Here is a 26,608-nt window from a genome sequence, read left to right as displayed (position 1 = left end):
TTACTTTTAGATGATATATAAATACTAATAAAAACAACTCAAAAGGTGATCGAATGCGAGATATAAACAAGCCGTTAACTAATTCTGATGAGCATGCTATTTTGTTGCTTAAACCAGACGGATTCGAAAAAGAAATGTTACCGGAAATTATGGGAATTATCTCAAAGTATGGTTTAAAAGAAATTGAAAGACGAAGTTTTAATCTAAGTTATCACGAAGCAAGGGATATTTTCATTCACACTCATAAGCTCTTTACAGACTATATAACGAGAAGTCACGTTGTTGCAATTTTGTTGTATGGGAAAAATGCAGTTCACAAAGTTCGGTTATTGAAGACGAAAATTCGGAAATATTTCCATTGTGAAGATGTAGAAAATTTAATTCATTCTCCAGATTCTGGAATGGAATATTTGATTCAGTCACGCACTTTCTTTCCACACATAACAGCGGATAAATTTCCACAGTTTTCTGATTTTTATGCTAAAGTGACTTTTCCATGTGAGACACATTTGTTTTCACAAAAAATGTTGAATTTGCAAAAGAAGTCAGCAGCAGCAGCATTCGTCTTACCTAATGAGCGATTTGATAAAATACAAGATCAGTTTCATAACTTTATTAATAGAAACGATTCTAAAATTCATATTACAACAGCAATGGAATACTACACAGTGTACAAGGAGTATAAATTCAAAGTTGTTTCTTATTATCCACTTGGTCAAGAAATTTCTAACCTCTCTGATCATTGTAATTCATTTTACCCTGATCTAATTGAACTGATTGCACTAATTAAAGATTCAGGTGGTTTCCCTTTTGTTGCTCCTGTAAAACATTTGTTTGGTTACAAATCTGAGTATTACGAAGCTCTAAGGGGAGCGGGCGTAGTAGGAGCAATAATATATCATCCTAGTTATTCATTAGAAGAAACTACATTTCTATTAGAAGAAGTTTTGGGAAAAGGTGGCTTAGTGAGCGGGGGGAGTGGTGGGATTTTATCTTATGGTCAAGTTGGAGTTTCATTTGAACTTTTCCATGGACTGTATCAAAATATTTATAAAAAATCAATAACAACAGATTGGATTAATCCTGAACTGATATTGTAAATATTTAATTTGAGGTGATGTAGTGTGAATGTTGCTCTTGTTTTGCATGAATTGGCGTATAACTCTTTTTTTCATGGTGAGGTTTGGGGCGAGAACATAGATGCCCTCGGTATCCAATCAGCATTTAAGGATATGTTCCCTTCAAATATCTGCCAATTATATACATCAAATATATTAATGCACTTGAAGACGGAAGGGCTTCTTGATCAATTGAAGATAGATTTAGCGATCCATTTTTATTGGCCAACAGTGTTGATAGAAGGTGCAAAAAATGTTTTATTTTTTCAGCAGTTTTATGACGATGGCAGTATTTTTCAAGAGGCTTCGAAGCATTTCGGTATGTTTGATTTAGTTATGACAAATGCTGCGAAAATCACAGATGAGAATCCAGAAATTCTGTATTTTCCTCTTGCAGTCGATGTTAAGGAATTTGAACAAGCCAGTGTAAATCAAGTTAAAAGTGAAGCTGTTTTTATTGGAAATACAAAAATGAGAAGTGATGACGTTTACAAACGTTTTCTTCTTCCGGCAACAGCGTTAGATTTGCATATATATGGAAAAGGATGGGGCGATGAAAAATACAGAAATTATTTGCCTTATTACAAGGGGATAATTCCAATAAATGAGATGCCAGCAGTATATAAATCGACCAAGTTAATATTATGTATCCATAATGAAGATTATATTAACAAGTATGGACTTGTAACAAATCGAATATTTCATGCTTTGGCTGCTGGTAAAATGTTGATTTCTGACCATCACCCTAAACTTATGGAATTGTTCTCAGAGGGTGAGGGAGTTGTCTATACTCGGGGTTACGATCATTTGCGGGAAACGATGGAGTATTTGTTACAAAATGACCATGATCGAGAGAAAATAGCGATGCAAGGCCGGATAAAATTATTAAAAGAACATACTTGGAAACATCGGATTGAAATGTTATTAGCTAAACTTGCGGAGAAAAAAGATGGATTGTGATATTTTCAGTCCGTCTACTAATATTTTGTTAATTAGACATGCCGATTTTCATAACAAACATTTAACAGGTGGATGGACTGACACGAACATTACTGATATTGGTATCCAACAGACAGAGGCTCTTGCGAAGAAGCTTAGTTACGAAACAAGCATTGATGTAATCATCTCTAGTACATTAAAGCGTGCAGAGGAAACCTCTAGATTATTAAGCGATTTGTTAGGAGTAGCTAGAATTTTAGAGAATCGCGTCAAGACAATTAACAATGGAGTATTGGCTTGGAAAACGAAACAGGAAGCTCGGTTAATGAGAATTGAGGATAAACTGTCAAATCCAGAATTTAAAATCGATGGTGGCGAAAGTTTGAGAGAATTCAATGAAAGAATAGTAACAGTCTTTAATGAGTTAATATCGAGTTACAGACATAAAACAATTCTAATTGTTACTCATGGAAGAGTAATACAGGCTATATGTAACCATCTTACGGGAGGTAATGAATCAATTAATTTGAAGTATGGAGTATATCCCACAGCGATTATGAATCTTTGGATGTATGACAATAATTCTGTAGTTTTCAACAAAGTTAATGATACTTCACACTTGCCAAGGAATTTATTAGTTTCTGATCTGGAGTGAGATTTATGTTGTGTGGTCAAAGTTGTTTACTTAACGATAATCGTGGAAACCCAAATCGAGTTATTTGGGTTGGTAGTAGTAAACAAAAGAATCTTGGATATGTTTATGGGGACAGGTTACTTATTGAACGTTTTGCTTCTGATTGGACAAGTGGACATATGTACGGAATATCGGTTTCTCGAAAAAATTTAAATATAAATGATGACCATATCTCAATTTTATGTTCGATAAAGCACAAAAACATTATGAGGGTCTATCGATTCTGTAAATGTACAGTTGAGGTTGAGTATATTTCAAATGCTTGGCTTTTTAATTCTCATAAAGAGTCTTACATTCTATTTCATGAAGCATATCAATATGATTTTTTAGATAATTGTCGTCACAGAGAACTTATACATGCTCTTAGAGCAATACACGAAGGGTTGAAATACCTTCATAATATAGGTATTCTTCATACTGATTTAACTGATTTCAACGTAATGGTGGATAAGGAAACAAGAAGACCCATTATTATTGATCTTCTTGGTAGTATACCTGTGAAATCACAAATCTTTGATTTCAAGAAAGATATCTGGGTGTTTATTCACCATTTCTTAGTACCAACTTTAATACGAACGGGATTATATATCTCTTCGGAAATTAACTTTTATTTCATTGATTACTCACATGTGGAGGTTAGTGAATATTTATCAAAAGTTGAAAATCGTCTATTAAGTATGAACTAACTCCTACTGAGAACTTCTCTTATAAAAAATTAAGGGGTGATTTTAATTCAACATTTAAAAGAATGGCTTCCAGTAATTAAGTATTCTTCAGAAGATATTGTATTTGCTGCAGGTTCTTTAATAGAAGGTATGGGCAATGTATATTCTGATATTGACATCTATGTAATATGCAGTGATATTCCAAAAAATATATCACATCCAGAGTATAAAGTAGATATGGTTAAACACAACGATAACATAATAGACATCGACTATGTACTACTGAGTGATTTCGAATTACTTATTTCTCGTTTACTAATGGTCACAGAGGATAATGGCGTAGGTATACTCACTGGAAAAGAAAAGAGATTGCTACATCGCTTTCTAAACGGAGAGATACTTGTAAATGAAAATAAATATAGGCACATATATGAATTGATCAATTATGATCAATTTATTATGACCATGGTCCAAGAGCTAGAAATTGAATATAGGGATCTCCGTGAAGATCTTTTAGGTAATTTAGCTGATAATAGACTTCAAACTGCATATATTAATGCACTTAGCTTGTTGAAGTTATCAATTAAGTTAACATTACTTACACTTGGGGAGTCAAATCCTAGTGACAAATGGCGCTATGAAAAATTAAAGAAATTGAGCATAGAAGATTACAATGCTTATTGGAGTATACAGATAACCCCAATAGAATCTATTGAAGAAGTTAAATTAATATCTGATTGGCTTGAAGCTAGACATTTACTTATTTACTCAAATATTGAAATTTATCTTCCATTAAATAGGAGGGGTAAACCATATGATGGACATGGACTTTATTAAACAAATGGACAAGGAACACGCAGAAACACTTAGTAATGAAGGGAAATTTCAATATTATGAATCGTTGCGTTCTAAATTACCCTTTGTAGAGCAAATTGAAACGACAAATTTGTGTGATTGTACTTGTCAGATGTGCCCCCGTGGTGTTGGAATGATGAATCGAAAATTAGGTGCCATGTCTATGGAAATGTACACAACTATTGTGGATGAAATTCATGAACATTTCCCCAATGGTTACCAACCAAAAAATATAGAAAAACGCTATTCTTTTGAAGATGTTGTTAGTATCGACTTTGAAACTACTGGTCTTCGTTTGCATCATTTTGGAGAACCTTTATTAGATAAATTACTTCCAGAACGTGTTGCTTATGCAAAAGAAAATAGTAATGTAGACGTTCATTTCTCCGTCAACCCCACAAGGTTGACTCCAGACTTATCAATTAAGTTAATTAAATCAGGTCTAAAGCGCTTGATAATTGCATTGGATGGGACTAACGACGAAGAGTATAAATCAATACGTGGTAAGCGGGTTGATTATGATACAGCTGTTAAAAATATTGAAGAATTAATTCGAATAAAGAAAGAGGAAAAATCAGATTTAATTATCGACCTACAAATGATATCAATGAAACAAACCAAACTACAAGTAGAACAATTTCGGAAATACTGGGAAGGAATGGGTTTGAATGTATATATTAAACATTTCTTCCCCTATCCTGATGTAGATCATAATGAGTTTACTATAGAAGACGAAGGGAATTTTAAACGAGGGTGCATGTTTCCGTTCACTTCGATGACTATAATGAGGGATGGTTCTGTTGTTCCATGTTGTTCTGATTATAATGGTGAAATCACTCTTGGAAATGTAAACGAGCAATCACTTAAGGAAATCTGGAATGGAGAAAATTATACTCAATTTAGGAAAAATTTCATTACAAATAACCTGAGTGAAGATTCACTTTGTAGACGGTGTGGTTTTTATGAATTCAAAGACTAATAACGATGGTATTAGGATGTATTAAACGGAGGTATTTATATATGAAAACATATGTAAAAGTCAAACATGAAATAGATGGAGTGCATAGTTATCCTTTAGCCACAGGTACACACTCTTACTTAAAAGATACACATCGACATAAGTTTTATATTACAGTCAAGGCAGAGGTTTTTCATATGGACCGAGAAATAGAGTTCTTCGAACTTAAAGATACAGTTTCGAGTTACTTCAAAAACAGTTTCTCAAAATTTAATAATAGTTTAATCTATGACTTTGGGAAACAATCTTGTGAAATGTTAGCTAAAGGATTAATGGAACATTTAATGATAGTTTACAATACTCATCAAAACAGGCGATTAATCATTACAGTTTCGGAAGACAACGAAAATGAATCAGAAGTTGATAACATTTGAGTCCTAAGTAGAATAATAAATTCTTTTAAACATTATATAAATATTTTTAAGGTTAGAATGAATACGAAAGAAGAAATAAATTTATTAACCCTTTATATAATTATAGATGGGATGAGGTATGGTGAAATTATCCTTCGTTGTAACTTCAATTGAAGAACATAATGAATACTTATTAAACTTGATCGAAAGTTTTGTCAATATGACAGGAAACGAACAAAGTGAATTAAATATAATCTTATCAAAAATATCAACAGATTATGAGGAAAATCTAAAGATAAGGATAGATAAACATAACAATATTAACTATTTTTTGACTGAGAGTTTATCTAGAGGAATAAAAAAAGATATCGGCATTTCAATATGTAAGGCAGAAAAGATATGTTTCATAGACAGTGATTGTATTCTAGATAAAGATTATTTCGTGAATTTAAAAGATTATTTACAAAGCTTTAGATTGATTAGAGGTAAAAATATTTTTCTTAGCAGAAATAATTGGTTTTCGAAAAAAAACAGTGACTTTAGAACAATCTGTGAAGAAGTCTTTGCAAGAGATATCATTTTTACTCCTAATTTAATTATTGATAAACATTTATTAAACGACGCAGGTGGATGGTCTCTTGATAATTTAGATAGTGATGATGACTTTATCCTGAATCAACGCATTAGAAGGGTAACTCAAGAAAATATATTCCATGTAGATGATGCTCTTTTGTATAACCAGCCTGACTCAAATAGCTTAAAAAGTATAAAAACATGGTATGGATATGGTGAGGGTCATGGGTTTGCTTACTGGAGAGAATCTAAAAGAGGCTTATCAACACTTTTTCAATATTCTCCTGATTTTGTATACGTTAAACATTATCCTATTGATTATTTCATATTTGCTTTATTCCAACTGTTAGTAGGGTTAGTGGGATACACCCATGGAATAATCAAATATTCAAAAAGTAATAAACTGAAAAAAAAATAATTTTTTCATTATACATTTTGGAGGTTAGTATGATTATTTGCGGTTTGAAATTAACCCATGATGGAGCCGTAGCTTTAATTGATAATGGTAAACTGGTATTTTGTGTGGAGATGGAGAAAATAAATAACAATATTAGGCATCATGAGCTTCTTGAAGTGGAGATTGTACAAAGATTTTTAAAGAATTATGGATATGATATGTCCAATGTAGACAAATTTGTAGTAGATGGCTGGGGATGTACAGATAAAGAATCGTCATTAGATGGACAACCACGCCTAACAATAGGAGAAAACTCCAATAAGCTCGAAATAGCTGATGGTAACCATCATTATGATTTAAACATTGGACAGTACCAAGAAAAAGGTATTCAAGATGATTTGTTAAAAGAATGGGAATTTGAAGGTTTAGAAATCGAGAGTGAAGAATTTCATTACCATAGTTATTTGCACAACGCAGCCCATGTATTTAGTGCATATTGTACTAGTCCTTATGCTAAACGTATGGAGGAATCCTATGTATTGGTTTGGGATGGCGGGATTTTTCCAAGCCTCTACCATATAGATCCTAATAAAAAGAAAGTTGAAATCCATGGACACTTATTCAATCTACTAGGTAATATATATGCCGTGTTTTCCCAAAATTATGGCCCATTTAAAGTGGAAGATAAAAAACCAAAAGATGACCTTTCTGTTCCAGGTAAGGTTATGGCTTATATTGCAAAAGGGGAAATTAAAAAAGATTTATTTAGGGTGTTTGATCTTACTTACAATAAATTCGCTCATAAACAACCTGAAGGACTAGGTAATTATTTTGCAAGTGAATTAAATTCTTTCATTAGGAAAGAAAAGTTGCAATATACGGATAGTGATATATTGTGTACATTTCACTATTATCTTGAAGAGAAATTGGTAACTGGACTTAAGAATAAGGAGATAGCACAACTAAGTACTAAAAACAGAAACTTATGCTTTGCCGGTGGGTGTGCACTCAATATTAAATGGAATTCAGCGATCAGGAAGAGTGGATTGTTTAACTCTGTATATATTCCTCCTTTCCCCAATGATGCTGGAAGTGCAATCGGTACTGCCTGCTGTTATATGTTTAAACACACAGACAATGTCTATTTAGAGTGGGATGTGTATAGCGGTCCTGAAACAATAGTCAATAATCCAGTAGAAGGCTGGTCTAAAAAAAAATTATCAATAGAAGACTTAGCTGCACTTATAAACAAGGAAAATGAACCGGTTATTATTATAAATGGAAGAGCGGAGTTGGGTCCTAGAGCATTAGGTAATCGAAGTATAATCGCTGCTCCTACATCGCCTCAGATGAAAGACATTTTGAATAAGATTAAAAACAGAGCAGATTATCGACCTGTTTCTCCCATTTGTCTAGAGGAGCAAGCTCCTGTAGTTTTTTCACCGGGAAGTTCTGATCCCTACATGCTTTTCGATCATGAGGTCAATACTGATTGGCTTGTTAAGATACCCGCTGTAACACACTTGGACGGAACCGCCAGACTCCAGACTGTTAATGAAAATCAAAATCCTACTATATATAAATTGTTACAAGCATATTATCGCCTAACTGGAATTCCATTGTTATGTAATACTAGTGCTAATTACAAGGCGAGAGGCTTTTTCCCAGATATCTATTCTGCAACTGAATGGGGAAAGGTCAACTATATTTGGTCTAATGGTAATTTATATGAAAAAGTTAAAAAAGATACATTTGAAGTATAAGAGGTGAAAATATGCTATGCGGGTTAATTATGGCTGGGGGGAAGGGGCAAAGATTATTTCCCCTTTCGACAGAAAAAAAGCCAAAGCAGTTTCTGGAATTATGTGAAGACAATTGTACTATGATTCAATCTACATTTAAGCGGCTCTGTGGAGTGCTACCTGTTGAAAGAATTTTTGTTATTACAAATGAAGATTATGTACAACTTGTTAAAGAACAATTACCAGAACTTCCGGAAAGCAATATAATACCAGAACCATTGTCGAAAAGCACTTCGGCTGCAATCTTATTATCTGTCTTACATATAAAAGGGTTGAATGTTGAAGTTAAAAATATTGTGATTATTCCATCTGATCATTTGATTGGAAATGAAGAAAAATTTTGTGAATCAATAAATATTGCAAGTCAATTTATCTCGAACAATAAAAATCCGACTGTATTAGTCGGAGTGCCTGCGCTCAATCCTAATACAGCTTTTGGTTACATTAAATGTGTTGGTGTATCCGAACTAAAAGAGCTTCAAGTATATAAAGTGGAAAAGTTTCAAGAAAAACCTGAGCCTGAGATTGCAAAATTATTTTTCGAATCTAAATTATATTCTTGGAATACTGGAATCTCGGTTTGGTCTATTAATACCCTACTCGAATCTTATATAGTACATCAACCAGTTTTGTATAAACAAATTTCTGATTGTTTTGAAAACGGTGTTGAAAAGGTACGGCTCAACCATGTTTACAATAATATTGAAAGCATATCTATAGATCATGCTATCATAGAAAATTTAGAAAACTGTTATATGATTCAGGCTCATTTTGATTGGGATGATTTAGGAAGTTGGTCCTCAATTGAACGTAATTTATTCAAAGATAAGATGAACAACATACTAGTCGGTGATATAAGGATAGTTTCGTCGTCAAATAGTATAGTCTATGCAAAAGAAAAGCCTGTCATATTGTGTAACATTGATAATTTGATCGTCGTGGAAACAGATGATTTTATATATGTTGGAAATAAGGACGATCATACTGGTACTAATCGAAATCCTAATTTATGTTAAAAAACAGATTGGGATATGTGGTTTTTTCTACATGTACATTAGTGGGGGATGACTTAGGGAGTGAAAAAATGAAAATTTCTAACCATCACATGCAACTTTTAGCAGACGAATATTCTACTCCGTTATTTCTTTATGATGGGGATTTTTTGAAGGAACATATACTGAACATACAAAAACTGCTTCATCCAGCAGTTGAAATTTTTTTCTCTCTTAAATCGAATGGAAGTTTAGGTATAGCGAGTTTAATTAATAGTTTTGGTTGTGGGATAGAAGTTGCTTCACAAGGAGAACTTTTCCTTGCAATTCAGGCAGGTTATGATTCTCAGGATATTGTATTTTCAGGACCAGGCAAAAAACCGTGTGAGTTAGAGTACGCAATTAAACAAAATATTTACTGTATAATAACTGAGTCTCTTGAAGAATTACTGATCATCTCTAATTTAGCTGAGGAGCATAATGTGATTGTTCCTATTGGTTTACGTATTAATCCGGACTCCGACTTAGCAAAGACTAGCATTAAAATGGCAGGAGTCCCTCGGCAGTTTGGCGTTGATGAGAATCAGATTCCACTATTTTTAGAGGAAATTAAAAAGACTCCAAATATATCCTTTCGAGGGATTCATGTATATACAGGGACACAAATACTCGATTATGAACAAATTATCTCCACATTCTCTTATACTTTGAAATTAGCTAAATATATTAAAGTTAATTTTGGGATAGAGTGTGAAATGGTTGATTTAGGTGGAGGATTAGGAGTTCCATATTTCTCTCATGAGAATGAACTCAATCTATCAGCACTATCAAGTGAACTACGTAATTTAATAGATGATTACTTGCTTTTTTCACCTAAAACTAGATTTATCCTTGAAAGTGGTCGGTATATTTTAGCTGAGTCAGGAACTTATATTACAAAAGTTTTATATAAAAAGCATTCCAAAGGTGAAATTTTTCTTGTAGTGGATGGTGGTTTAAATCACCATGCAGCAGCAACTTTCCGAGGGAGAACTCTGCGGAACACATTTCCTATGATTCTTATTAAGAAAGATGACCTTGATCCGATAACTACAGAAAAAGTTAGTGTTGTTGGACCTTTGTGTACACCTGAAGATTGTTTAGCAAAAGGCATTATTCTTCCAATTGCACAACCAGGAGACTATCTTTGTATACAAAAATCAGGTGCTTACACACTAACATATAGCCCTATGCGTTTTCTTGGTCACGCAACTCCACTTGAATTACTCGTATTTAATGGCGAAACATATATTATACGTGAACCAGGAAAAATGGAAGATATACTTAGAGGCCAACACAAAATAATTTTTCAAGTAGGAGAGTACTTATAATGGGGATTGATAAGGACCTAGAAATAGCCGTTGAGGAAATTCGCTTAAAGTTTCTATCAAATGCAGAAAAGTATGATAGATTAAAAATGTTTCCTCATGAGAATTTCGACTCAATAGTTAGTGCAGGGCTTCATGCAGCGAATTTACCTGAAAATTTGGGTGGACTAGGTTTCAATGCAGAACAAACATGTAATTTAATATCAAATCTTGCATCTGGTTGTCCTTCAACTGCATTATGTCTGGCTATGCATTATTACTCATTAGGAACATTTCAACATGTTTTTTCAGAGGATATGTCAAATGAAATTTTAAAAAATGTAGTCAAAAAAGGCGAGTTTTTTGCTTCAATTAATTATCCGAAAATTGAACTAATGAGCAATCGTAATGAAATCTCAGAGAGAATTGGAATTAACCTTAGAAAAGTGGATGATGGCTATATAGTAAATGGTGTGAAAACATTCGTATCAGGCTGTCCTCGTATTACGTATTTGCCATTGTATGGATTTGATGAGTCAGTGCCACAAGGACTTACTGCTGTTTTGACGTTATTGACAGACTCTGGCATATCTATAGATGAAACATGGGATTATTCAGGTATGCAAGCTACGAAAAGTCATAATATTATATATGACAATGTGTGGATACCAGCAGATAGATTAATAGGACGTAAGGGTATGGGGATAGAAGATACACAAGATTCGGTGTTCTGGTTTCGTCTTGCATTAGCTTCGGTATATTGGGGAGCTGCTAAGGCTGCGTACGAACATATAAAGAATATTGCTAAACTTAGAAATGATAGTATTTCTAAGCGCCCAATTGCATTAATGCCTGGTGTACAGTATAAAGTAGCGGATATATTAATTAAATTAGAAACATGTAGGCATCAAATCCTTTCATGTGCTAGGCAACTAGATCAAGAAACGCTAAAAGGTCGACAATTTAGCAGTGAATTGTATACGAGCACTCTAGTAACAAAGCAATACGTGAGTCAAACAGCAAATGAGATTTTGTTTTTGGCTATGCAAGTGGAGGGAACCGGTTCCTTGAATCGAGGGAGTTTACTAGAACGTTTGTTTCGTGATGTTCGCGCTGCAACTTTTCATCCACCTGCAGAAGATTTATTGAAGGAAATAATTGGAAAAAAAGAACTTGGTATTATCTCAATAAGAAATCGTTGGATATAACTTTTCAATACCTCAGGTAGCTAATGATAACTTTGGTTTGGGTATGACACTGCTGCTGTGCTTATGGAAGATGGAAGAATCATATCTGCATTTAAAGAGAAGAGGTTAACAGAATTAAACACAAACAAACATAAAGCACCTGTTCTCTATTTTTAAAATTTCTAGGTTGTGTCTGAAAACTCATTACTGAGTCAATTTAAAAATGGTAGCTACTCCTTATGACAAGAATGACTTGGAAAGCTTGTCATAACGAGTGGCTACGCGGCGAAAATATTTGATTTTATTGAAAATCACTACACTAAGCGGTGTTCTTTGTCCAAGAACCAATGGACTTTCCAAGGATATCGAGTGCTAGCTATAGGTGGAATGACGTAGGATACTTGATTAGCTTTAATTCAATTTCGAAAAGCTACTGAGTCATAGGCTTTGTCTCCAAGAATACGACTTCCCGGTATATTAAATTCCTGAAATAAATTTAATGCGGGAACAGAATTAATAGAATGTGGCCACCCGTCAGAAGAGAAACTAGAAGATTTACTAATCCTTCGGCTAGCGTATGAAGTTTAACGGTCTTTCCACCACGACTGATGCCGATGTTTGATTTACTTCGTGTCCTTGTGCGTTTTTTTAGCACCGGTACTGTGTTGAGGGGCTTTAACCGATGTGGAATCAATTCTCAATTTTTCAAAACTAGGTTTTGGTTAGAGCGATTAGAAGATCGTGACAAATTATTCTGTATCTCTCCATTTACAAAATCGACTGTAGGCCGTTTTCCTTGAACCATAACGTTCTTCTGGCAGATCACGCCATGCAGCTACATTTCGATAGATCCAAAGAAAAGCTTAAACATCGTGCGATTGCTTAATTTTGACGGACGTCCTGTTGTATATGGAGGGAGCATATATCTTTAATTTGTTTCCAATTTTTCATCGTTTAGTTCATACGGTCTTTGAATCATGATCCATGCTCCAATCATTTTTCTCAAAATCATATAACAAACTTCTACAGTTTTCAGACACGTCCTAGAATACTAAAATATTTATTTAAGTGACATCGATAGAATTGATTTTTATTTTAAATATTTTCAATTAAATATCAAATAAGAAAAAAGTATAGACGCACCTATTGGTCTATTGTATCCAAATACTAGGGAAAATTTTGAAACTATAGTACAAGAACCTTTAGGAAAAAGTGTGGATGAGAAAAAAACTGATTTTACCCCATCATATAGTTCATGCTGAAAGTGTCTACAGACTATCTGGATTTAGCTCTAGTTCGGTATTAACTTTGGACGGTATGGGTGACAATGATGCTTACAAGTTAATGGGATAGTGACCTATTTGGACTATAGGAAATATTTGTATTATTTAAAGAAAATATATAAATTACTCGATTATGCTATATTTGAAATAAAGAGCTATTGATTTCAATACCTTTTTAGTACTAGAAGAAAGGGAGATATTTTTGAGCAGTTCTAAAAAGAAATTTCATCTCCATTACAGTATGCTTTATTAGGAAGTTTTATTGTAATGCATATCTTAAATCATTAAAAAAACAACCAACATAAAAACCAAAATAAAAACCTTTTATGGCTGGAGGAGTAGCACAACCAATTTATTAGAAATGGTAATAAATATATCAACAGATATAATTTTGAACCATAATCAAAAAATAAATTCTAATTCTGTTCATGAAGATAGCTTTTACGTAACCTACAATCACATAAAGAGGAAAAACATATAATTTCCAAGCATATATTTTAATCAAATAGGTATTGATGGAAAGACAGTTGTATAAGTTTATGAAAAGAAAAGAATTATTACTTTATCTCCTCAGAACAAAATGAAGTAAAGTTATTTTGTATTAAATGATGAATATAATAATAATTTTCAATTTGGAGGGCGAAAACTAATGGAGAATAATCAAGTTATTAAGACTGAAATTAAAAAAAAGCTGAAACAAATACTTGAAAAAAGTTTTGATGAAATTTCCGATGAACAGGAATTGACGCAATTGGGATTAGACTCAATGAAGTCTGTAGCTCTTATTGTAGAATTAGAAGAGAGTTTTGACATAATGTTCGACGACGAAGAATTAATGTTTGAGAATTTTTCTACACTTAACAAAATTTCGGAGCGTGTAGAAAGCAAGCTGGTGTTCAACCAATGATCAAGAGTCCCGTATCAATGTTCAATGAATTAAATAAGAATATCAATTGGTACTATAACGTCAATCAAGAACAGAGGTGGAATGATTCAAAGGTATTTCCAGCTTTAACTGATAATCATCAGTTAGAGCTCGTTATGCAGCAAGAACAACAGTTGATATTTATTTCAAGCCCTCCAGATACTGTATTATTACATCAAGAAATTGATTGTGATTTTCTTATTTATCTTCAGGATTTAGGAATTTCTTTACCAAGGCTTGAAATTATTCAGGACGGTGTACCTTCAATAAATACATCAAGTACCCTTTTGGTTCCTTATATTGTAACTGAAGAGTTATCCGATTGGTTAACTAACCATTCTGATGTTGAGATATTTGGTAGTGAGCCTGCTCTGGTAAAGGATATTAATAATAAGTTCAAGACCCGCAAAATGGCAGAGAAAAACGGCTTTAGAGTTACAAAAGGCTATTTCTGTAATAATCAGTCAGAACTTGATTTTTATTTTAACCTTTTATGTGAGGAAGGATTCACTAATAGTGTACTGAAAATACCTTACGGATCATCAGGTAAAGGTCTGAAAAAGATTGAAAATAGAAATTCTTTTAGAACGCTTGCGAAGTTCATTAATCGACGTGCAACTGAATTTGATTTGTTGATAGAGGCATGGCACCCTGCTATAGGAAATATAAATGCACAATTATGGATTGATGATAGTAATGTTATTATTTTGGCTATAACTGAACAAGAAATTGATGAAAATGCTGTTTATTTGGGAACTAACTTTACACCTAACTATGAGGAGGGGATTATTAAGGAGTATAAAAAAGAGATACTAAAATTAGGAAAAATACTCAAAAATAAAGGCTATAAAGGTATTTGCGGAGTAGACTCTATTATTGATATTTATGGAAAATTATTTCCTGTAATAGAGATAAATGCAAGGTTTACTCAAGTCACATATTTACTTCCTTTAGTAGAGGAGTTAGCTAATATATACTCAAATATAAAAACAAGGTTTGTTCGATTTGAAGCAAAAGAAATGTATACTTTCAGTGAAGTATATTCTAAGTTGAGGCAATTTTTAAGTCCTGATGAGAAAAATAAATTTATTATCTACACATTTGCCAAAAATACTTTACCAAATCAAACAAAAACGTCATATCGAATATGCATTTTATTTTTTGGTAATTGCGAACATAAAGTAGCAGATATGGTTTCATCATTTTCTTCGTTCAAGATAGTTTAATAATTCATTATTCTATGAAAATAGTGTGGATAGAGCAGTTTGTAAATTGAGACTGCTCTTTTTTCTATTTCCTTCAAGAAAGAGGAAGTTAACAATTTTTATAAATGTATAATGGATTAGGAAGATGAAAGGACTAACTACTCCGTATTATAAAAATGTTTTTCGATATTCACTCGGTGACATTGAATAAAATCGTTTGAATAGTGCACTAAACTGTGAGAGACTATCAAATCCGAGCTGCGATGAAATTTCTGTTAAGAGTATATCGCTTTCTTCCATTATTTTTTTACTTTTTTCCATTCTTAGCTGATTAGTATGAAATATAGGGGATTTCTTGAACACTTTTGAATAAGTGTTGCACAAGTATGTAGGGTGCACTCCTACCATATCAGCTAAAAAATCTAACGTAATTAGTGAACAAAAGTTTCTTCTTATATATCGATTAACTTTAATCAATCGTGGATCAATCTTATCAACTGTATAATTTGAATGAGTTCGAAACGAAGAAGTAACTTCTATTGAATCAAGAACCTGGTTTAGATCATTTTCAGTTGTCGTTGTAATTTGCTTTGCTAACATTGCCAATTCAAAAGGTCCAGTATTGATTGGAAATTCAAATATAGTTTTTTGTATATTGATATCACTACTCATTTGTATACATTTTATATTAATAGATGATTGTTCAATATTCTTGATTGTAACGCTTGATATAGAATAATTCTGGCCTATTAACACAGTTTCATCTGTAGATAAATTAACACATCGGCGATTAAAGGTAATCTCTATTTCTCCAGAACAACTCAAAAAAAGGAAATCATTCTTCATAAGCTGATATTTTTCTATCTCTTGAGGAAAAATAGTACATTCGCGAATAGTTCTTAATCTCATTATTAGACTCCTTTTAATGGTTATTTTTAATACTTGACATATTACAGATAGCATTGTACCAAACTGAAGTTTAATAGTAAATTATATATATATTAGAAATAGTATACATTATCCAGTGTAATAAACTAAAGTCTTTAAATTAATTAGATGTGTATTATTTTAAATGTTATACGTATAAGAACTAAACTCTGAATGTTCCAAATGTTTTTTCTGTTCATAACTCAAATATCTTATTCGAAAAGGAGAATTTAATAAATGAAGATATGGCATCTCCCTATAGAAAGAATACCAACTCGCTATTCCTATGATTGGACAGAACAGTTTGAAATGGAATTTCAAAATAATCAAATAGATTATCAAACTATTGGTGATAATTTAATTAGGCCTGTAAGAATAGGGAGTGTTTTAGATGTATATGAGACATCAAAATATAAATTTAAGCAATTAAACGAAGTTATACATCTTATTGAAACTAAAAGTATTAAAGGTGGCGACATAGTTCTTCTAGCGGACGGTTGGTTTCCAGGTTTAGAGGCCTTGTATTATATAAGAGCCATAACTAAAGTTAATTTTTTAATTGCCGCAATATGGCATGCTGGTTCCTATGATAGTCATGACTTTTTAAATCGATTTGGAATGCGAGATTGGGCATTACACCAAGAATTAGCATGGTTTACGGGGATAGATATTATATTTGTTGCTACTGAATTTCACAAGCAGTTACTAATATCAAATTCTGGAGAATTTGATATTAAAAAAATATTTGTCACAGGCTTACCTTTTTACTCTAAATCATTAAGTGAAAAGTATACTACGAACAATACAAAAGAAAATATTATAATTTTTCCACATAGGCTTGATTCTGAGAAAAATCCAAATAAGTTCGACGCTTTAGCTGAAAGATTCAGCCAAACTCATCCCGATTGGAAATTTGTGAAAACGTTAGAGGTTACAAGTTCAAGAGAGGCATATTTTAAACTTTTAGAAAAGTCTAAATTCATGATCTCCTTCGCAGAACAAGAATCATTTGGTTACAGCACATTGGAAGCGATGGCTTTAGGAGTGAGACCTATTGTTCCAAATAAGTTGAGTTATCCTGAAACAGTTCCTGAACAATACAGATACACGGATGAGAATGAGGTTGATGCCCTTATAATTAAGCATATGAACGAAGGAATGTCTCCAGAGTTTAATTTAACTAAGTGGGAGTTTTCCATTACAAATATGATTGAAATTATGAAGAATAAATCGAATGATTACAACTGCAATAATATTTAAATAAAGACGATTGTCAAGCGAAGTGCGACAGTCCCTTGGAAAAGGATTCGTACGCGGTTCTCCACTCCAAACTTTATCGTGGTCTATTATTGATGAGATCAAGCGAGTGGGCAATTTCTTCATCCCCACTCGAGCCAAATCTGTACCCTTCGGAAAACTCGAGAAGCAGCCCGTTCGCATTTTCATTTGAACCTCGTTGCCAGGAGGAATATGGATCCAGCGAAGTAAACCTCTAGCCCATGGTTTACATTTACTTTTGCATAGCAAGCAAACTTCTTCCCAAGGTCAGCCGTGGCGGTTAAAAATGTTCCTTTGGGTGCTGTGAATGGCTACACCGAGGGTCATTTTCACCGAAAGTGCGATGCGATCTGGCATGAGAATGGCGGTATATAGACGTGTCTTGCGTGCGTGAACTTAGCTACGTATCTAATTATTCCACCACTGGATACGGTCGTGTCCAGCTCCCAGTGTCCAAACGTTTCACGAGAACGGGCTTCCTTCGGACAATCCGAAATGGACTTCCCAATGGCAAATGCATTGCGAGTTTCTGACGCTTCCCTTTGTGTCTAAGAACGTGCAGCATACCTCAAACCAGCCTTCCCGTGTAAATCCAACAGTCGATGTTATGAAGGAAAAGGTAGTAGACCCTCGACGCGGAAACGTTCGGTAATTTGATCTGGAAGAAATGGAAGCCTTACGATGTTCCAGATAAGCATTCTGGGCGTGTTCTGCTTCGTAGACTTTGGACGAAAATGCTTGCTCTAGTTCACGGCAGAGGTCCGAAGGATGTCTGCCCAGTTCCTTGGCAATCGTTCGTGAGCTCTTGCCTTGCTGCGGGAGGTTATCTAGCTTATGCGTTCGATTATAGTACGATATGTGTAGCTCATGGTGGCTTCTCTTTGTGTGAATGATTGTGTGAGAACTTTCATTCTACACGAATCCCGCCATGGGCCATTTTTTTTATTTCCAGTAGGTGTTGCAATTCATATCACAAACCGTCTTCTGAAAATGAAAAGTTGCAATTGCAGTGAAACGTAACTATAATCATTACAGTAAGTGAACGCACATATTCATATATCTATTAAAAGAGATATTTATAATCAGGAGGGAACCACGAATGAATCCAAAGTTTAACCAGATGTTTGAACAAGTTTCACTACCGACTGGTATTACACTGAAAAACCGTATCGTGCTCGCTCCCATGACTCATATGTCCTCGAATGCTGATGGTACAATATCCGACGCTGAACTTGCTTATTATGCACGTCGCACCGGTGGTGCGGGCATGTCAATTACGGCTGTAGGGCATGTAACAGAGACAGGCATTGGTTTCCCGGCTCAATTTGGTGTTTATGACGACCGCTTCATTCCTGGTCTGAAAAAACTGGCTGATACCATGAAACAACAGGGCTCCGTAGCCGTATTGCAAATTTTCCATGCGGGCCGTCTGACGCCTGAACAAGCTGTACCTGTGGGTCAAGTGGTTGCTCCTAGTGCGGTTGCAAGTGAGCGTCCAGGATCTCCTGAACCCAGAGAGTTGACGGATACCGAGATTACTTCTATTATCAAAGACTTTGGTGAAGCGACGCGCCGTGCAATCGAAGCCGGATTTGATGGTGTTGAGATTCACGGTGCTAATGGTTATCTGATTCAGCAATTCTTCTCCCCGCATTCCAACCGACGTGAAGATCGTTGGGGCGGAAGTACCCAGAAACGTCTCACATTCCCACTTGCTGTAGTGGACGAGATTCAGAAAGTGGTTGCCGAACATACCAAACTGCCGTTCATCATTGGTTACCGTTTCTCCCCGGAAGAACCGGAAACACCGGGACTCACAATGGAAGATACGTATGCATTGGTGGATGTGCTTAAAGATAAAAAACTGGATTACCTGCACGTTTCCCTGAACGAATTCTGGTCCAAGCCAAGACGTGGCGAAGCAGACACACGTTCGAGAATGGAATTCATCCTGGATCGTGTGAACGGTAAACTGCCTGTGATTGGCGTAGGTTCAATTCATACGGCAGATCAGGCCGCTGAGGCGCTCCAAACGGGAGTACCACTACTTGCCATTGGACGTGAGTTGATTATTGAACCGGATTGGGTTGAGAAAATCGAGAGCGGACGTGAAGAAGACATTGAAACGATTCTGACCAAATCCGATCAGGAACGTCTGGTTATCCCTGACGGGTTGTGGAATGCAATTATCCACACACCGGGCTGGTTCCCTATGGCAGAAGATAAATAAGATACACTTCAGAACTGGAATGGAGGGGGCGAAAGCTCCCTCTTTTTGCATATGGTCCAGATTCTTCTTGTCATCGCTCTGTGGTATGATGGATGAACAGGATGAACTGGATAATCAACGGTTTGGAGTGAAGGAAAATGCTCGTAGCTGAACGGTATGAGAAAATAGTGGAATGGGTGGATACGCAAGGCAGCATGCGTGTGACCGAACTTAGTGAGCGCTGCGGGGTGACGGAAGAGACGATTCGTCGTGATCTGGACAAGCTCGAACAGGCGGGCAGGCTCAGACGGTCCCATGGCGGGGCGGTCAGCGTAAAATATAAGGATGAGTTACAGTCTGAGATTCCGTATCCGGAACGGGCTATAGCCCATGCAGAAGAGAAGCGAAGAATTGCAAGCGAAGCGGTGAAAATGGTGGAATCCGGCGACCGGATCGCCTTGGATGCAAGTACAACGGCGTGGTATATGGCGGCAGGATTGCCAAACATTCCACTGACGGTATTAACTAATTCGATTAAGGTCGCCGCAGAGCTGAGTAACAAGGAACAGATTCGTGTGATTGCCACAGGTGGGCAATTGGCTTCGAAGTCACTGTCTTTTGTAGGACCGCTGGCGGAACGTTCGCTGGATGCCTACCATGTGGATAAAGTATTCCTGTCTTGTAAAGGTGTGCACCTGACCAAAGGCATCAGTGAATCCAATGAATTACAGGCCTTGGTGAAACAGAAGATGATTCAGATTGCAGATGAGGTCATCTTACTTGCAGATTCCAGCAAGTTTAACATACAGGCGTTTACCAGAGTTGCTGAGATGAGCAGTGTGGGCAAAGTGATCACAGATCAGGGCGTAGACGAAGAACAAGTTAGCGCATTGATTGAGCAGAATATTACGTGTATACGTGTGTAAATCAGAAAGGAATGAATGTCATGAAACATCCTTTTCATCTGAAAGCGGTATGGAATGGTGGGCGAAACAGTGAGGGAACAATCGATGCAGGTGGATTAAAAACGGTCATATCGATTCCGCAGGAGATGGGCGGCCCCGGTACGGGAACTAACCCGGACGAGATGCTGCTGGGTGCAGCCTCCACCTGTTACCTGATCACGCTGGCAGCGATGCTGGAGCGTTCGGATATTATGCCGGATGAATTGACGCTTGAATCGGAAGCAACGGTAGATGTTACGAATAACGTATTTACGTACGAACGGATTGTACATAGACCCCGGATTGTACTCAGCCAAGATGCTTCAGACGCGGATCTGACCAAAGCCGAGCGCTTGGCGCATAAGGCTGAATCCTCCTGCATGATCTCCCGAGCGGTGGCAGGTAATGTCCAGATGGAGACACAGCCGGTCATTGTTACTACAGGAGCTAACGCGGTGTGATATACTGAAGAATAGACGATTCAACTTGTCATTTGTGCAAATTAAGGAGTAATTCGGTATGAACAGACAGAAGCGCAAGACTAACCGCTGGGCACGTTTAACACGTGCTATGAAGCTGAATTTTCTCAAATTGTTACGTGCTCCCGGAGGTGCTCATAAAGTATCTACCGGATTTGCCATAGGGTTCGGACTAGAACTAATCGTGATCTCGACCGCATCCCTGATATATCTCATATTCTACCCGATTGTGCGACTGTCTGGGGGTTCGATGCCTGCAGCGATTGTTGGTAACGTGATCGGAAAACTTACGTTTTTGCCTATCATTCTGATGCCACTCGCCAAGCAGGTTGGTTCCTGGATTCTGCCTGCTCACAGCATGGGACAGGGATTGGTATACGAGAGTGCATTCATGGAGCTGTTTCGCGGGAACTGGTCGGCAGTGAGTGAATTGTTGCTTGGTGGACTGGATATTCTGGCAGGTATGTCCGTGTTTGGTGTCATTCTGGGTGTGATTTCGTACTTTGTCGTGAAATTTTTCTACGTCAGAGCGCTTAACCGGCGTTATGAACGCCGGCTGGAGAAACGCCGACAAGCGGATATCGCTTCGGTATCACCTCCGGTATTAATCAGGAAGCCATCACAATCATAATGGGCAGCATCAACATGGATGCAGCGGTGGTCCACAGAATACAGCGAGATACAAACTGCGGAGAAGCATTGAACTGTTCAGCCAAAATAACGGCGTTCACTGCGGTCGGCATCGATGCGAGGATCAGCAGCACACTGAACAACGTACCTTCGACCTGAAGCGCGGTCAGTATCAGCCAGGACAGGATTGGCGCAGCTACGAGACGGACCACAAGCCCGGTCCAGAAAGCTCGGCGTACATTGGGTAGCCAAGGCACCGTTGCACCTTTTGGTCTGAGCATCTGTGCTCCCAGAATGGCGAGAACGACAGGAGAGTAGCCCGCAGCCAGCATGGAGATCCCTCCATCCAGCGCTTCAGGCAGGCTCAGATTGGACGCACGCAGCGCAATGGCGATGCCAGCAGCATAGATGGATGGCATGCGGAAAACGGACAGGATCGCATCTTTCACCGTGAATTCGGATCTCGCGGCAAAAAAGATACCTACCGTATTAACAATAATCATCTGTCCAATAACGTAGACAGAAGCCTTGTCCAGTCCAAGCTGACCAAAGGCAAGCAGTACAAGCGGGAGCCCGTAATTCACACAGTTCGTAAACGTGGAGACGAGGGTGAGACCCGCTTTTTCGCTTGCACCCAGACGGAAAATCCGGCTTAACAGCTCGGCGAGTGCCCACAGGGCAATCAGATTAATAATAGAGAACCAGAACGTGGTGGTGACGTCCGTCCAGGTAATCTCTGCATGCAGCAATGTATTGAAGATGAGCGCAGGGCTCAAAATATAAAGGGAAAAGGTCGAGAGCGACCGGGTATCCCAATTCTTGAAGCGTTTTAACAGAATACCTCCGATCACGGGAAGTGATATCGGCAAGAACACATGGTATAACGTGAGTAAAAATGAGTGAAGCAATGCAATTCATTCCCTTCTGGATGAAAAACCTATCTTATCATAGCAGAAGATGCACTTCATATGAATGGATTTCAGTATGATCATGTGCAGTTAGCCGTTGTTTAGCGGGTGTTTTCACGGATGTGCAGCGACGGCGGATTGCTATTTTGATATGGCAGATTTATTATAGAAGAGGTGCAGGCAAGATTACATACACATAGAGGAGGAAACTGTAATGAGTGAATCAAAACGCTTGCTCGTACTGGCCGGCTCTTACGCCGAAGCGGAAAATGAGGGCATTTATGCATATGAATTGAATGAGGATACAGGCAGCTTGTCCAAGCTTGACGGCATCGCGGGCGTGAAAAACCCAACGTTTGTCAACGTGGATGCTGAAGGAAACAAACTGTATGCGATTGGTGAAACAGCGTCAGCTGAAGGCAACAAAATGTCTGAAGCTGTAGCTCTGAGCATTGATCCTTCTACAGGAAAATTAGCGTTGCTGAACCGGAATAACTCCATTTCAGCTCCGCCATGTCATATCCAGCGTGATCCTTCCGGCAAATACTTGATCCTGTCCAGCTACCACGGTGGTCTGGTAGGACTGCAAGCCTTGACGGATAACGGTGTAGTTGGAGCGCTTCTGGACGAGAAGAAACATGAAGGACAAGGTGCGCATCCTGAACGTCAGGACAAGCCACATGTTCACTCCGCATTCTTCAGCCCGGATGGTAAATACATGATGGTGCAGGATCTGGGCGCAGATAACATCGCGATCTATTCCATTGATGCAGACAAAAATGAACTTGTGCTGCACAGTGAAACCAAAACACATCCGGGAGCAGGCCCACGTCACTTGGCGTTCCACCCGAATGGTCAATTCGCTTATGTTATCAATGAAGTGGATTCTTCCATTACTTCGTTCAAATATGATGCAGCAGCGGGTACGTTGACTGAATTGTCTACTGTATCCACATTGCCTGATGGATATGATGGCAAAGAGAATACAACAGCCGAAATCACTGTTTCCAATGATGGACGTTATGTATATGGTTCTAACCGTGGACATGACAGCATCGTTGTATTTGCAGTAGATGCAGACAAAGGTCACCTGACACTGGTTGAACATGTATCTGCGGAAGGTGAGCACCCGCGTCATTTTGCTCTGACACCTAACGGCAAATTGCTGATCGCAGCTAATCGCGATACGAACAACCTCGTGACATTCACGGTGGATCAGGAGAGCGGACGTCTGAAATACACAGGTCACAGCACAGGTGTATCCAAGCCGGTATGCGTGAAACCTGTATATCTGTAAGACTTACATCACACGGTAAAGCACGAATTTTGTAAGACCCTCCTGAATGGCAGAGTCTTTATAAAAGAGACCACTTTCTTTCTCTTTCAAGAGGATAAGTGGTCTCTTTTTAATCATAAGTTAGGTAAAGGAAAATCATGTTTGAATATTCATTGTATACAATTATTTACTTTATTATTCTAAAATGTATACGCTTACTATATAATGTGTGATAAGAACGTTTCGTGAATATATCTCTTGGGGGGTAACATTCAATGTGGATTTTTATTATTGTTTTTAACTTAATGGGACTCATTTCTGTTTTTAGTCCCCGTACTTCTTGGTTTTTATCCAACTGGTGGCGTTTTGAGGGTGACGCAGAACCGAGTAGCGTTTCTCTCCTATTTTACCGGATCGGTGGAGTTGTTTTCTTGATCGTTGGTATCTCATTACTTTTTAGAGAGATATGAAATAACTTTCTGGAACGATTCAGGCTGTCGAGAGAGTCCTTGACAGCTTTTTAATGTCTCTATTGTCTGAAAATTGCGTGAATATTTACGTAACAGAGCATGGATTGCAATTCAAGGCTTAATATGAATACAGAGGATAGGTAACCGATCGTTTCCCCGATGTACATTTACTTGAACACATAAAAAAACCCAAGGCAGTAATATGACTTGGGTATCACTGAATATTTTGTAGCCGTTTAATAGTCTTATACTTTATCGAATATTAGCTGTATCATAGATTGTCCACATCAGAGGAACGAGTTTTACAATAGCACTAACTGTAGTTTCTGCTGCGAATTTACCTTTAGTAGCATCAATAATCCATTCTCCTCCTACATTCTGTTGTCCAGCAGACGGCCAAGCCGGTGAGTGATATGCCTGATTACTGTTCAAGTAATCATACCATAATGATACGCCATCAGAAGGCCAGTTATAAGCGATACTGTATCTTAAATTAGTAAGTTTGAAAAATTGTTGAGTTTGATAACTAGAATATACCCAGCCTTCTGAGAAACCACCGCTGATTAAAAATGGAACACTTAGTCCACTTGCCAGTACATGCAAATCAGCAGCCATGGGGCGAACATCAGTTAGAGACAGTTCTTGGTGAGGAAGGGAATTGATATTTTGTATAGATTTTTTAAGAGTTATGCTATGTTCAGATTGTACTTGATTTAGTGTTTGCTTCAGTTCAGTTTGATCCGCACTTTTAGAGATAACAAACCCAAATGCATCCTCAATGGTTTGATTTATAGGAGAAACCTTGGTGTTTACTGCTACACCCGTAATATTACCATTGGATTCAAGTAGATTGAACGAAATACCGTCTTCACGTTCCTTTGTCGCATATTTATTTCCGTTTTCATCTTTGCCGAAGTTAACGGCCTCAATTTCAATAATCTTCCCATTAAGTTCAAAACTTACTTCTAGATTTCCTTCATCTTGGGAGAACTTAATGTTCTCTAAGCTTGCAAACTCATTCAAATCGGCCTTGTTATAAGCAATCCCCTCAAAAGCTTGTGGTTTAGATGAATCTGCAAAAACATTTGGCCCGATAGATAATAGAGCTGCGACCAAAAAACCGGAAATTAAGGACTTAAATTTCATAATGATTCCTCCTTCAAATTTGGTTGTTTTATTTTTAATAATTTTCCATTTTCATATATAGTGAAACACATACGATATTTTATGTAAAATAATTACATATATTTTTCGAGTGAATTCAAGAGGGAATAGATTTCATATTCTCCTAACAACGAATAACTATCAATAGTATCGTGCAAGTAACTACCCCACTTCAAAGTGCGTACTTCCTGAATGGATAGTCAGGGTCTACAATGAGTGAGTAGTCAAAACAAACACTGCATGCATCTGAACAGACCAATTGGTGCAGGCTAAATATCTGATTATTATTTTTACAGGAACGAATCATACTTGAACAACAAAGGAGAAATAAATGATGAAATTGCAATTGGCGCTCGACTTGGTAAATATCCCTGAAGGTATCGCACTGGTTAAAGAGGTTGAGCAATATATTGATATCGTTGAGATTGGTACTCCAATCGTTATTAATGAAGGTTTGCACGCGGTTAAAGCGATGAAAGAAGCATTCCCTCATCTGCAAGTTCTTGCAGACCTTAAAATTATGGACGCTGGTGGTTATGAAATCATGAAAGCTGCTGAGGCTGGTGCGGATCTGATCACTGTGCTTGGGGCAACCAATGACAGTACGATCAAAGGTGCAGTAGCAGAAGCGAAGAAACAAAACAAACAAGTTCTTGTGGACATGATCAACGTGCCTAACCTTGAACAACGTGCTCGTGAAATTGATGCGCTTGGCGTAGATTACATCTGTGTACACACAGGTTATGACCTGCAAGCTGAAGGACAAAGCCCGTTCGAAGATCTGCAAACGATCAAAGCAGCTGTGAAAAATGCTAAAACGGCTGTTGCTGGTGGAATCAAGCTGGAAACATTGCCAGAAGTAATCAAAGCACAACCGGATCTGGTTATTGTAGGCGGCGGTATCACAGGACAAGCAGACAAAGCCGCAGTTGCAGCTGAAATGCAACGTCTCGTTAAACAAGGGTAAGCAG

Annotated in this window: 26 protein-coding genes and 1 pseudogene; 22 read left to right on the top strand and 5 right to left on the bottom strand. The window is 37.0% G+C overall.

Annotated features, from left to right (window positions below; genetic code table 11):
• Positions 1-53 precede the first annotated feature (53 nt).
• The 12 genes from J7E78_RS05290 (at position 54) to J7E78_RS05235 (ending at position 11,960) form a co-directional block, all read left to right on the top strand.
• Entirely contained in the window at positions 54-1,100 is a 1,047-nt protein-coding gene (locus tag J7E78_RS05290; RefSeq protein WP_215075268.1) for a nucleoside-diphosphate kinase, read from the top strand.
• Positions 1,101-1,124: 24 nt separating this feature from the next.
• Positions 1,125-2,078, top strand: coding sequence for a CgeB family protein (locus J7E78_RS29795; RefSeq protein ID WP_215075267.1), 954 nt, complete (start codon positions 1,125-1,127; stop codon positions 2,076-2,078).
• Complete coding sequence (locus J7E78_RS05280; RefSeq protein ID WP_215075266.1) at positions 2,068-2,712, top strand: histidine phosphatase family protein; 645 nt, start codon at positions 2,068-2,070, stop codon at positions 2,710-2,712. The genes J7E78_RS29795 and J7E78_RS05280 overlap by 11 nt, the downstream gene beginning before the upstream one ends.
• A 5-nt stretch (positions 2,713-2,717) precedes the next feature.
• Entirely contained in the window at positions 2,718-3,437 is a 720-nt protein-coding gene (locus J7E78_RS05275) for a protein kinase domain-containing protein (protein ID WP_215075265.1), read from the top strand.
• A gap of 36 nt (positions 3,438-3,473) precedes the next feature.
• Positions 3,474-4,253, top strand: coding sequence for a hypothetical protein (locus tag J7E78_RS05270; protein ID WP_215075264.1), 780 nt, complete (start codon positions 3,474-3,476; stop codon positions 4,251-4,253).
• Positions 4,231-5,250, top strand: a complete 1,020-nt coding sequence (locus J7E78_RS05265; RefSeq protein ID WP_215075263.1) for a radical SAM/SPASM domain-containing protein — start codon at positions 4,231-4,233, stop codon at positions 5,248-5,250. Before J7E78_RS05270 ends, J7E78_RS05265 begins: the two co-directional genes overlap by 23 nt.
• 41 nt (positions 5,251-5,291) lie before the next feature.
• Entirely contained in the window at positions 5,292-5,663 is a 372-nt protein-coding gene (locus J7E78_RS05260) for a hypothetical protein (protein ID WP_215075262.1), read from the top strand.
• Between the two features lie 118 nt (positions 5,664-5,781).
• Entirely contained in the window at positions 5,782-6,633 is an 852-nt protein-coding gene (locus J7E78_RS05255) for a glycosyltransferase family protein (protein WP_215075261.1), read from the top strand.
• Positions 6,634-6,662: 29 nt separating this feature from the next.
• Positions 6,663-8,375, top strand: coding sequence for a carbamoyltransferase N-terminal domain-containing protein (locus J7E78_RS05250; RefSeq protein ID WP_215075260.1), 1,713 nt, complete (start codon positions 6,663-6,665; stop codon positions 8,373-8,375).
• An 11-nt stretch (positions 8,376-8,386) separates the two neighbouring features.
• Positions 8,387-9,430, top strand: coding sequence for a mannose-1-phosphate guanylyltransferase (locus J7E78_RS05245; protein ID WP_215075259.1), 1,044 nt, complete (start codon positions 8,387-8,389; stop codon positions 9,428-9,430).
• Between the two features lie 68 nt (positions 9,431-9,498).
• Complete coding sequence (locus J7E78_RS05240; protein ID WP_215075258.1) at positions 9,499-10,776, top strand: type III PLP-dependent enzyme domain-containing protein; 1,278 nt, start codon at positions 9,499-9,501, stop codon at positions 10,774-10,776.
• Complete coding sequence (locus tag J7E78_RS05235; RefSeq protein WP_215075257.1) at positions 10,776-11,960, top strand: acyl-CoA dehydrogenase family protein; 1,185 nt, start codon at positions 10,776-10,778, stop codon at positions 11,958-11,960. The genes J7E78_RS05240 and J7E78_RS05235 overlap by 1 nt, the downstream gene beginning before the upstream one ends.
• A 728-nt stretch (positions 11,961-12,688) precedes the next feature.
• Here the strand turns inward: J7E78_RS05235 and J7E78_RS29970 are convergent.
• A complete protein-coding gene (locus J7E78_RS29970) occupies positions 12,689-12,790 on the bottom strand; it encodes a transposase (RefSeq protein ID WP_215075552.1) in 102 nt (33 codons plus the stop codon).
• Positions 12,791-13,871: 1,081 nt separating this feature from the next.
• On the opposite strand from J7E78_RS29970, the gene J7E78_RS05220 reads away from it, so the two are divergent.
• A complete protein-coding gene (locus J7E78_RS05220) occupies positions 13,872-14,129 on the top strand; it encodes an acyl carrier protein (protein ID WP_215075255.1) in 258 nt (85 codons plus the stop codon).
• 17 nt (positions 14,130-14,146) lie between these two features.
• Entirely contained in the window at positions 14,147-15,373 is a 1,227-nt protein-coding gene (locus tag J7E78_RS05215) for an ATP-grasp domain-containing protein (RefSeq protein WP_215075254.1), read from the top strand.
• 147 nt (positions 15,374-15,520) lie between these two features.
• Here the strand turns inward: J7E78_RS05215 and J7E78_RS05210 are convergent, their stop codons facing one another.
• The gene (locus tag J7E78_RS05210; RefSeq protein WP_215075253.1) at positions 15,521-16,261 is read right to left on the bottom strand and encodes a helix-turn-helix domain-containing protein; all 741 of its coding nucleotides are present in this window, start codon (positions 16,259-16,261) and stop codon (positions 15,521-15,523) included.
• A gap of 255 nt (positions 16,262-16,516) precedes the next feature.
• Between J7E78_RS05210 and J7E78_RS05205 the strand changes: the two genes are divergently transcribed.
• Positions 16,517-17,539: a glycosyltransferase family protein gene (locus J7E78_RS05205; protein ID WP_215075252.1), complete on the top strand. Its 1,023-nt coding sequence runs from the start codon at positions 16,517-16,519 to the stop codon at positions 17,537-17,539.
• Positions 17,540-17,612: 73 nt separating this feature from the next.
• Here J7E78_RS05205 and J7E78_RS30165 read toward each other — a convergent pair.
• Positions 17,613-18,426 (bottom strand): annotated as a pseudogene (locus J7E78_RS30165) (IS30 family transposase).
• Between the two features lie 230 nt (positions 18,427-18,656).
• Between J7E78_RS30165 and J7E78_RS05200 the strand changes: the two are divergent.
• From J7E78_RS05200 to J7E78_RS05185, 4 genes are all read left to right on the top strand, one after another.
• On the top strand, positions 18,657-19,787 hold the full coding sequence (locus tag J7E78_RS05200; protein WP_215075251.1) for an NADH-dependent flavin oxidoreductase: 1,131 nt from the start codon (positions 18,657-18,659) through the stop codon (positions 19,785-19,787).
• Between the two features lie 137 nt (positions 19,788-19,924).
• Positions 19,925-20,692 carry a DeoR/GlpR family DNA-binding transcription regulator gene (locus J7E78_RS05195; protein ID WP_215075250.1) on the top strand — a complete coding sequence of 256 codons (768 nt, stop codon included), beginning with the start codon at positions 19,925-19,927 and terminating at the stop codon, positions 20,690-20,692.
• A 20-nt stretch (positions 20,693-20,712) separates the two neighbouring features.
• Positions 20,713-21,171 (top strand): OsmC family protein, encoded by a 459-nt coding sequence (locus J7E78_RS05190; protein ID WP_215075249.1) that lies wholly within the window; start codon positions 20,713-20,715, stop codon positions 21,169-21,171.
• Positions 21,172-21,229: 58 nt separating this feature from the next.
• Entirely contained in the window at positions 21,230-21,820 is a 591-nt protein-coding gene (locus J7E78_RS05185; protein ID WP_215075248.1) for a DUF2062 domain-containing protein, read from the top strand.
• Here J7E78_RS05185 and J7E78_RS05180 read toward each other — a convergent pair.
• The gene (locus tag J7E78_RS05180) at positions 21,798-22,727 is read right to left on the bottom strand and encodes an AEC family transporter (protein ID WP_215075247.1); all 930 of its coding nucleotides are present in this window, start codon (positions 22,725-22,727) and stop codon (positions 21,798-21,800) included. The genes J7E78_RS05185 and J7E78_RS05180 overlap by 23 nt on opposite strands.
• A gap of 214 nt (positions 22,728-22,941) precedes the next feature.
• On the opposite strand from J7E78_RS05180, the gene J7E78_RS05175 reads away from it, so the two are divergent.
• Entirely contained in the window at positions 22,942-24,024 is a 1,083-nt protein-coding gene (locus J7E78_RS05175) for a lactonase family protein (RefSeq protein WP_215075246.1), read from the top strand.
• A gap of 254 nt (positions 24,025-24,278) precedes the next feature.
• Complete coding sequence (locus tag J7E78_RS29965; protein ID WP_397330459.1) at positions 24,279-24,473, top strand: DUF6199 family natural product biosynthesis protein; 195 nt, start codon at positions 24,279-24,281, stop codon at positions 24,471-24,473.
• 252 nt (positions 24,474-24,725) lie between these two features.
• On the opposite strand, the gene J7E78_RS05170 is transcribed toward J7E78_RS29965, so the two are convergent.
• Entirely contained in the window at positions 24,726-25,619 is an 894-nt protein-coding gene (locus J7E78_RS05170; RefSeq protein ID WP_215075245.1) for a hypothetical protein, read from the bottom strand.
• A gap of 352 nt (positions 25,620-25,971) precedes the next feature.
• On the opposite strand from J7E78_RS05170, the gene hxlA reads away from it, so the two are divergent.
• Positions 25,972-26,604, top strand: a complete 633-nt coding sequence (gene hxlA, locus J7E78_RS05165; RefSeq protein WP_215075551.1) for a 3-hexulose-6-phosphate synthase — start codon at positions 25,972-25,974, stop codon at positions 26,602-26,604.
• The last annotated feature ends 4 nt before the right edge of the window (positions 26,605-26,608 follow it).

The organism is Paenibacillus polymyxa, assembly GCF_018614975.1.
GTDB lineage: Bacteria > Bacillota > Bacilli > Paenibacillales > Paenibacillaceae > Paenibacillus > Paenibacillus polymyxa_E.
This window is presented reverse-complemented; position numbering and strand designations above follow the sequence as displayed.

What these genes read in the sequence shown, in the direction of transcription:
- J7E78_RS05290 (WP_215075268.1), top strand. Translation starts at nt 54, where the DNA reads ATGCGAGATATAAACAAGCCGTTAACTAATTCTGATGAGCATGCTATT.
- J7E78_RS05280 (WP_215075266.1), top strand. Translation starts at nt 2,068, where the DNA reads ATGGATTGTGATATTTTCAGTCCGTCTACTAATATTTTGTTAATTAGA.
- J7E78_RS05275 (WP_215075265.1), top strand. Translation starts at nt 2,718, where the DNA reads ATGTTGTGTGGTCAAAGTTGTTTACTTAACGATAATCGTGGAAACCCA.
- J7E78_RS05265 (WP_215075263.1), top strand. Translation starts at nt 4,231, where the DNA reads ATGATGGACATGGACTTTATTAAACAAATGGACAAGGAACACGCAGAA.
- J7E78_RS05260 (WP_215075262.1), top strand. Translation starts at nt 5,292, where the DNA reads ATGAAAACATATGTAAAAGTCAAACATGAAATAGATGGAGTGCATAGT.
- J7E78_RS05255 (WP_215075261.1), top strand. Translation starts at nt 5,782, where the DNA reads ATGGTGAAATTATCCTTCGTTGTAACTTCAATTGAAGAACATAATGAA.
- J7E78_RS05250 (WP_215075260.1), top strand. Translation starts at nt 6,663, where the DNA reads ATGATTATTTGCGGTTTGAAATTAACCCATGATGGAGCCGTAGCTTTA.
- J7E78_RS05245 (WP_215075259.1), top strand. Translation starts at nt 8,387, where the DNA reads ATGCTATGCGGGTTAATTATGGCTGGGGGGAAGGGGCAAAGATTATTT.
- J7E78_RS05240 (WP_215075258.1), top strand. Translation starts at nt 9,499, where the DNA reads ATGAAAATTTCTAACCATCACATGCAACTTTTAGCAGACGAATATTCT.
- J7E78_RS05235 (WP_215075257.1), top strand. Translation starts at nt 10,776, where the DNA reads ATGGGGATTGATAAGGACCTAGAAATAGCCGTTGAGGAAATTCGCTTA.
- J7E78_RS05220 (WP_215075255.1), top strand. Translation starts at nt 13,872, where the DNA reads ATGGAGAATAATCAAGTTATTAAGACTGAAATTAAAAAAAAGCTGAAA.
- J7E78_RS05215 (WP_215075254.1), top strand. Translation starts at nt 14,147, where the DNA reads ATGTTCAATGAATTAAATAAGAATATCAATTGGTACTATAACGTCAAT.
- J7E78_RS05210 (WP_215075253.1), bottom strand. Translation starts at nt 16,261, where the DNA reads ATGAGATTAAGAACTATTCGCGAATGTACTATTTTTCCTCAAGAGATA.
- J7E78_RS05205 (WP_215075252.1), top strand. Translation starts at nt 16,517, where the DNA reads ATGAAGATATGGCATCTCCCTATAGAAAGAATACCAACTCGCTATTCC.
- J7E78_RS05200 (WP_215075251.1), top strand. Translation starts at nt 18,657, where the DNA reads ATGAATCCAAAGTTTAACCAGATGTTTGAACAAGTTTCACTACCGACT.
- J7E78_RS05195 (WP_215075250.1), top strand. Translation starts at nt 19,925, where the DNA reads ATGCTCGTAGCTGAACGGTATGAGAAAATAGTGGAATGGGTGGATACG.
- J7E78_RS05190 (WP_215075249.1), top strand. Translation starts at nt 20,713, where the DNA reads ATGAAACATCCTTTTCATCTGAAAGCGGTATGGAATGGTGGGCGAAAC.
- J7E78_RS05185 (WP_215075248.1), top strand. Translation starts at nt 21,230, where the DNA reads ATGAACAGACAGAAGCGCAAGACTAACCGCTGGGCACGTTTAACACGT.
- J7E78_RS05175 (WP_215075246.1), top strand. Translation starts at nt 22,942, where the DNA reads ATGAGTGAATCAAAACGCTTGCTCGTACTGGCCGGCTCTTACGCCGAA.
- J7E78_RS29965 (WP_397330459.1), top strand. Translation starts at nt 24,279, where the DNA reads ATGTGGATTTTTATTATTGTTTTTAACTTAATGGGACTCATTTCTGTT.
- J7E78_RS05170 (WP_215075245.1), bottom strand. Translation starts at nt 25,619, where the DNA reads ATGAAATTTAAGTCCTTAATTTCCGGTTTTTTGGTCGCAGCTCTATTA.
- hxlA (WP_215075551.1), top strand. Translation starts at nt 25,972, where the DNA reads ATGAAATTGCAATTGGCGCTCGACTTGGTAAATATCCCTGAAGGTATC.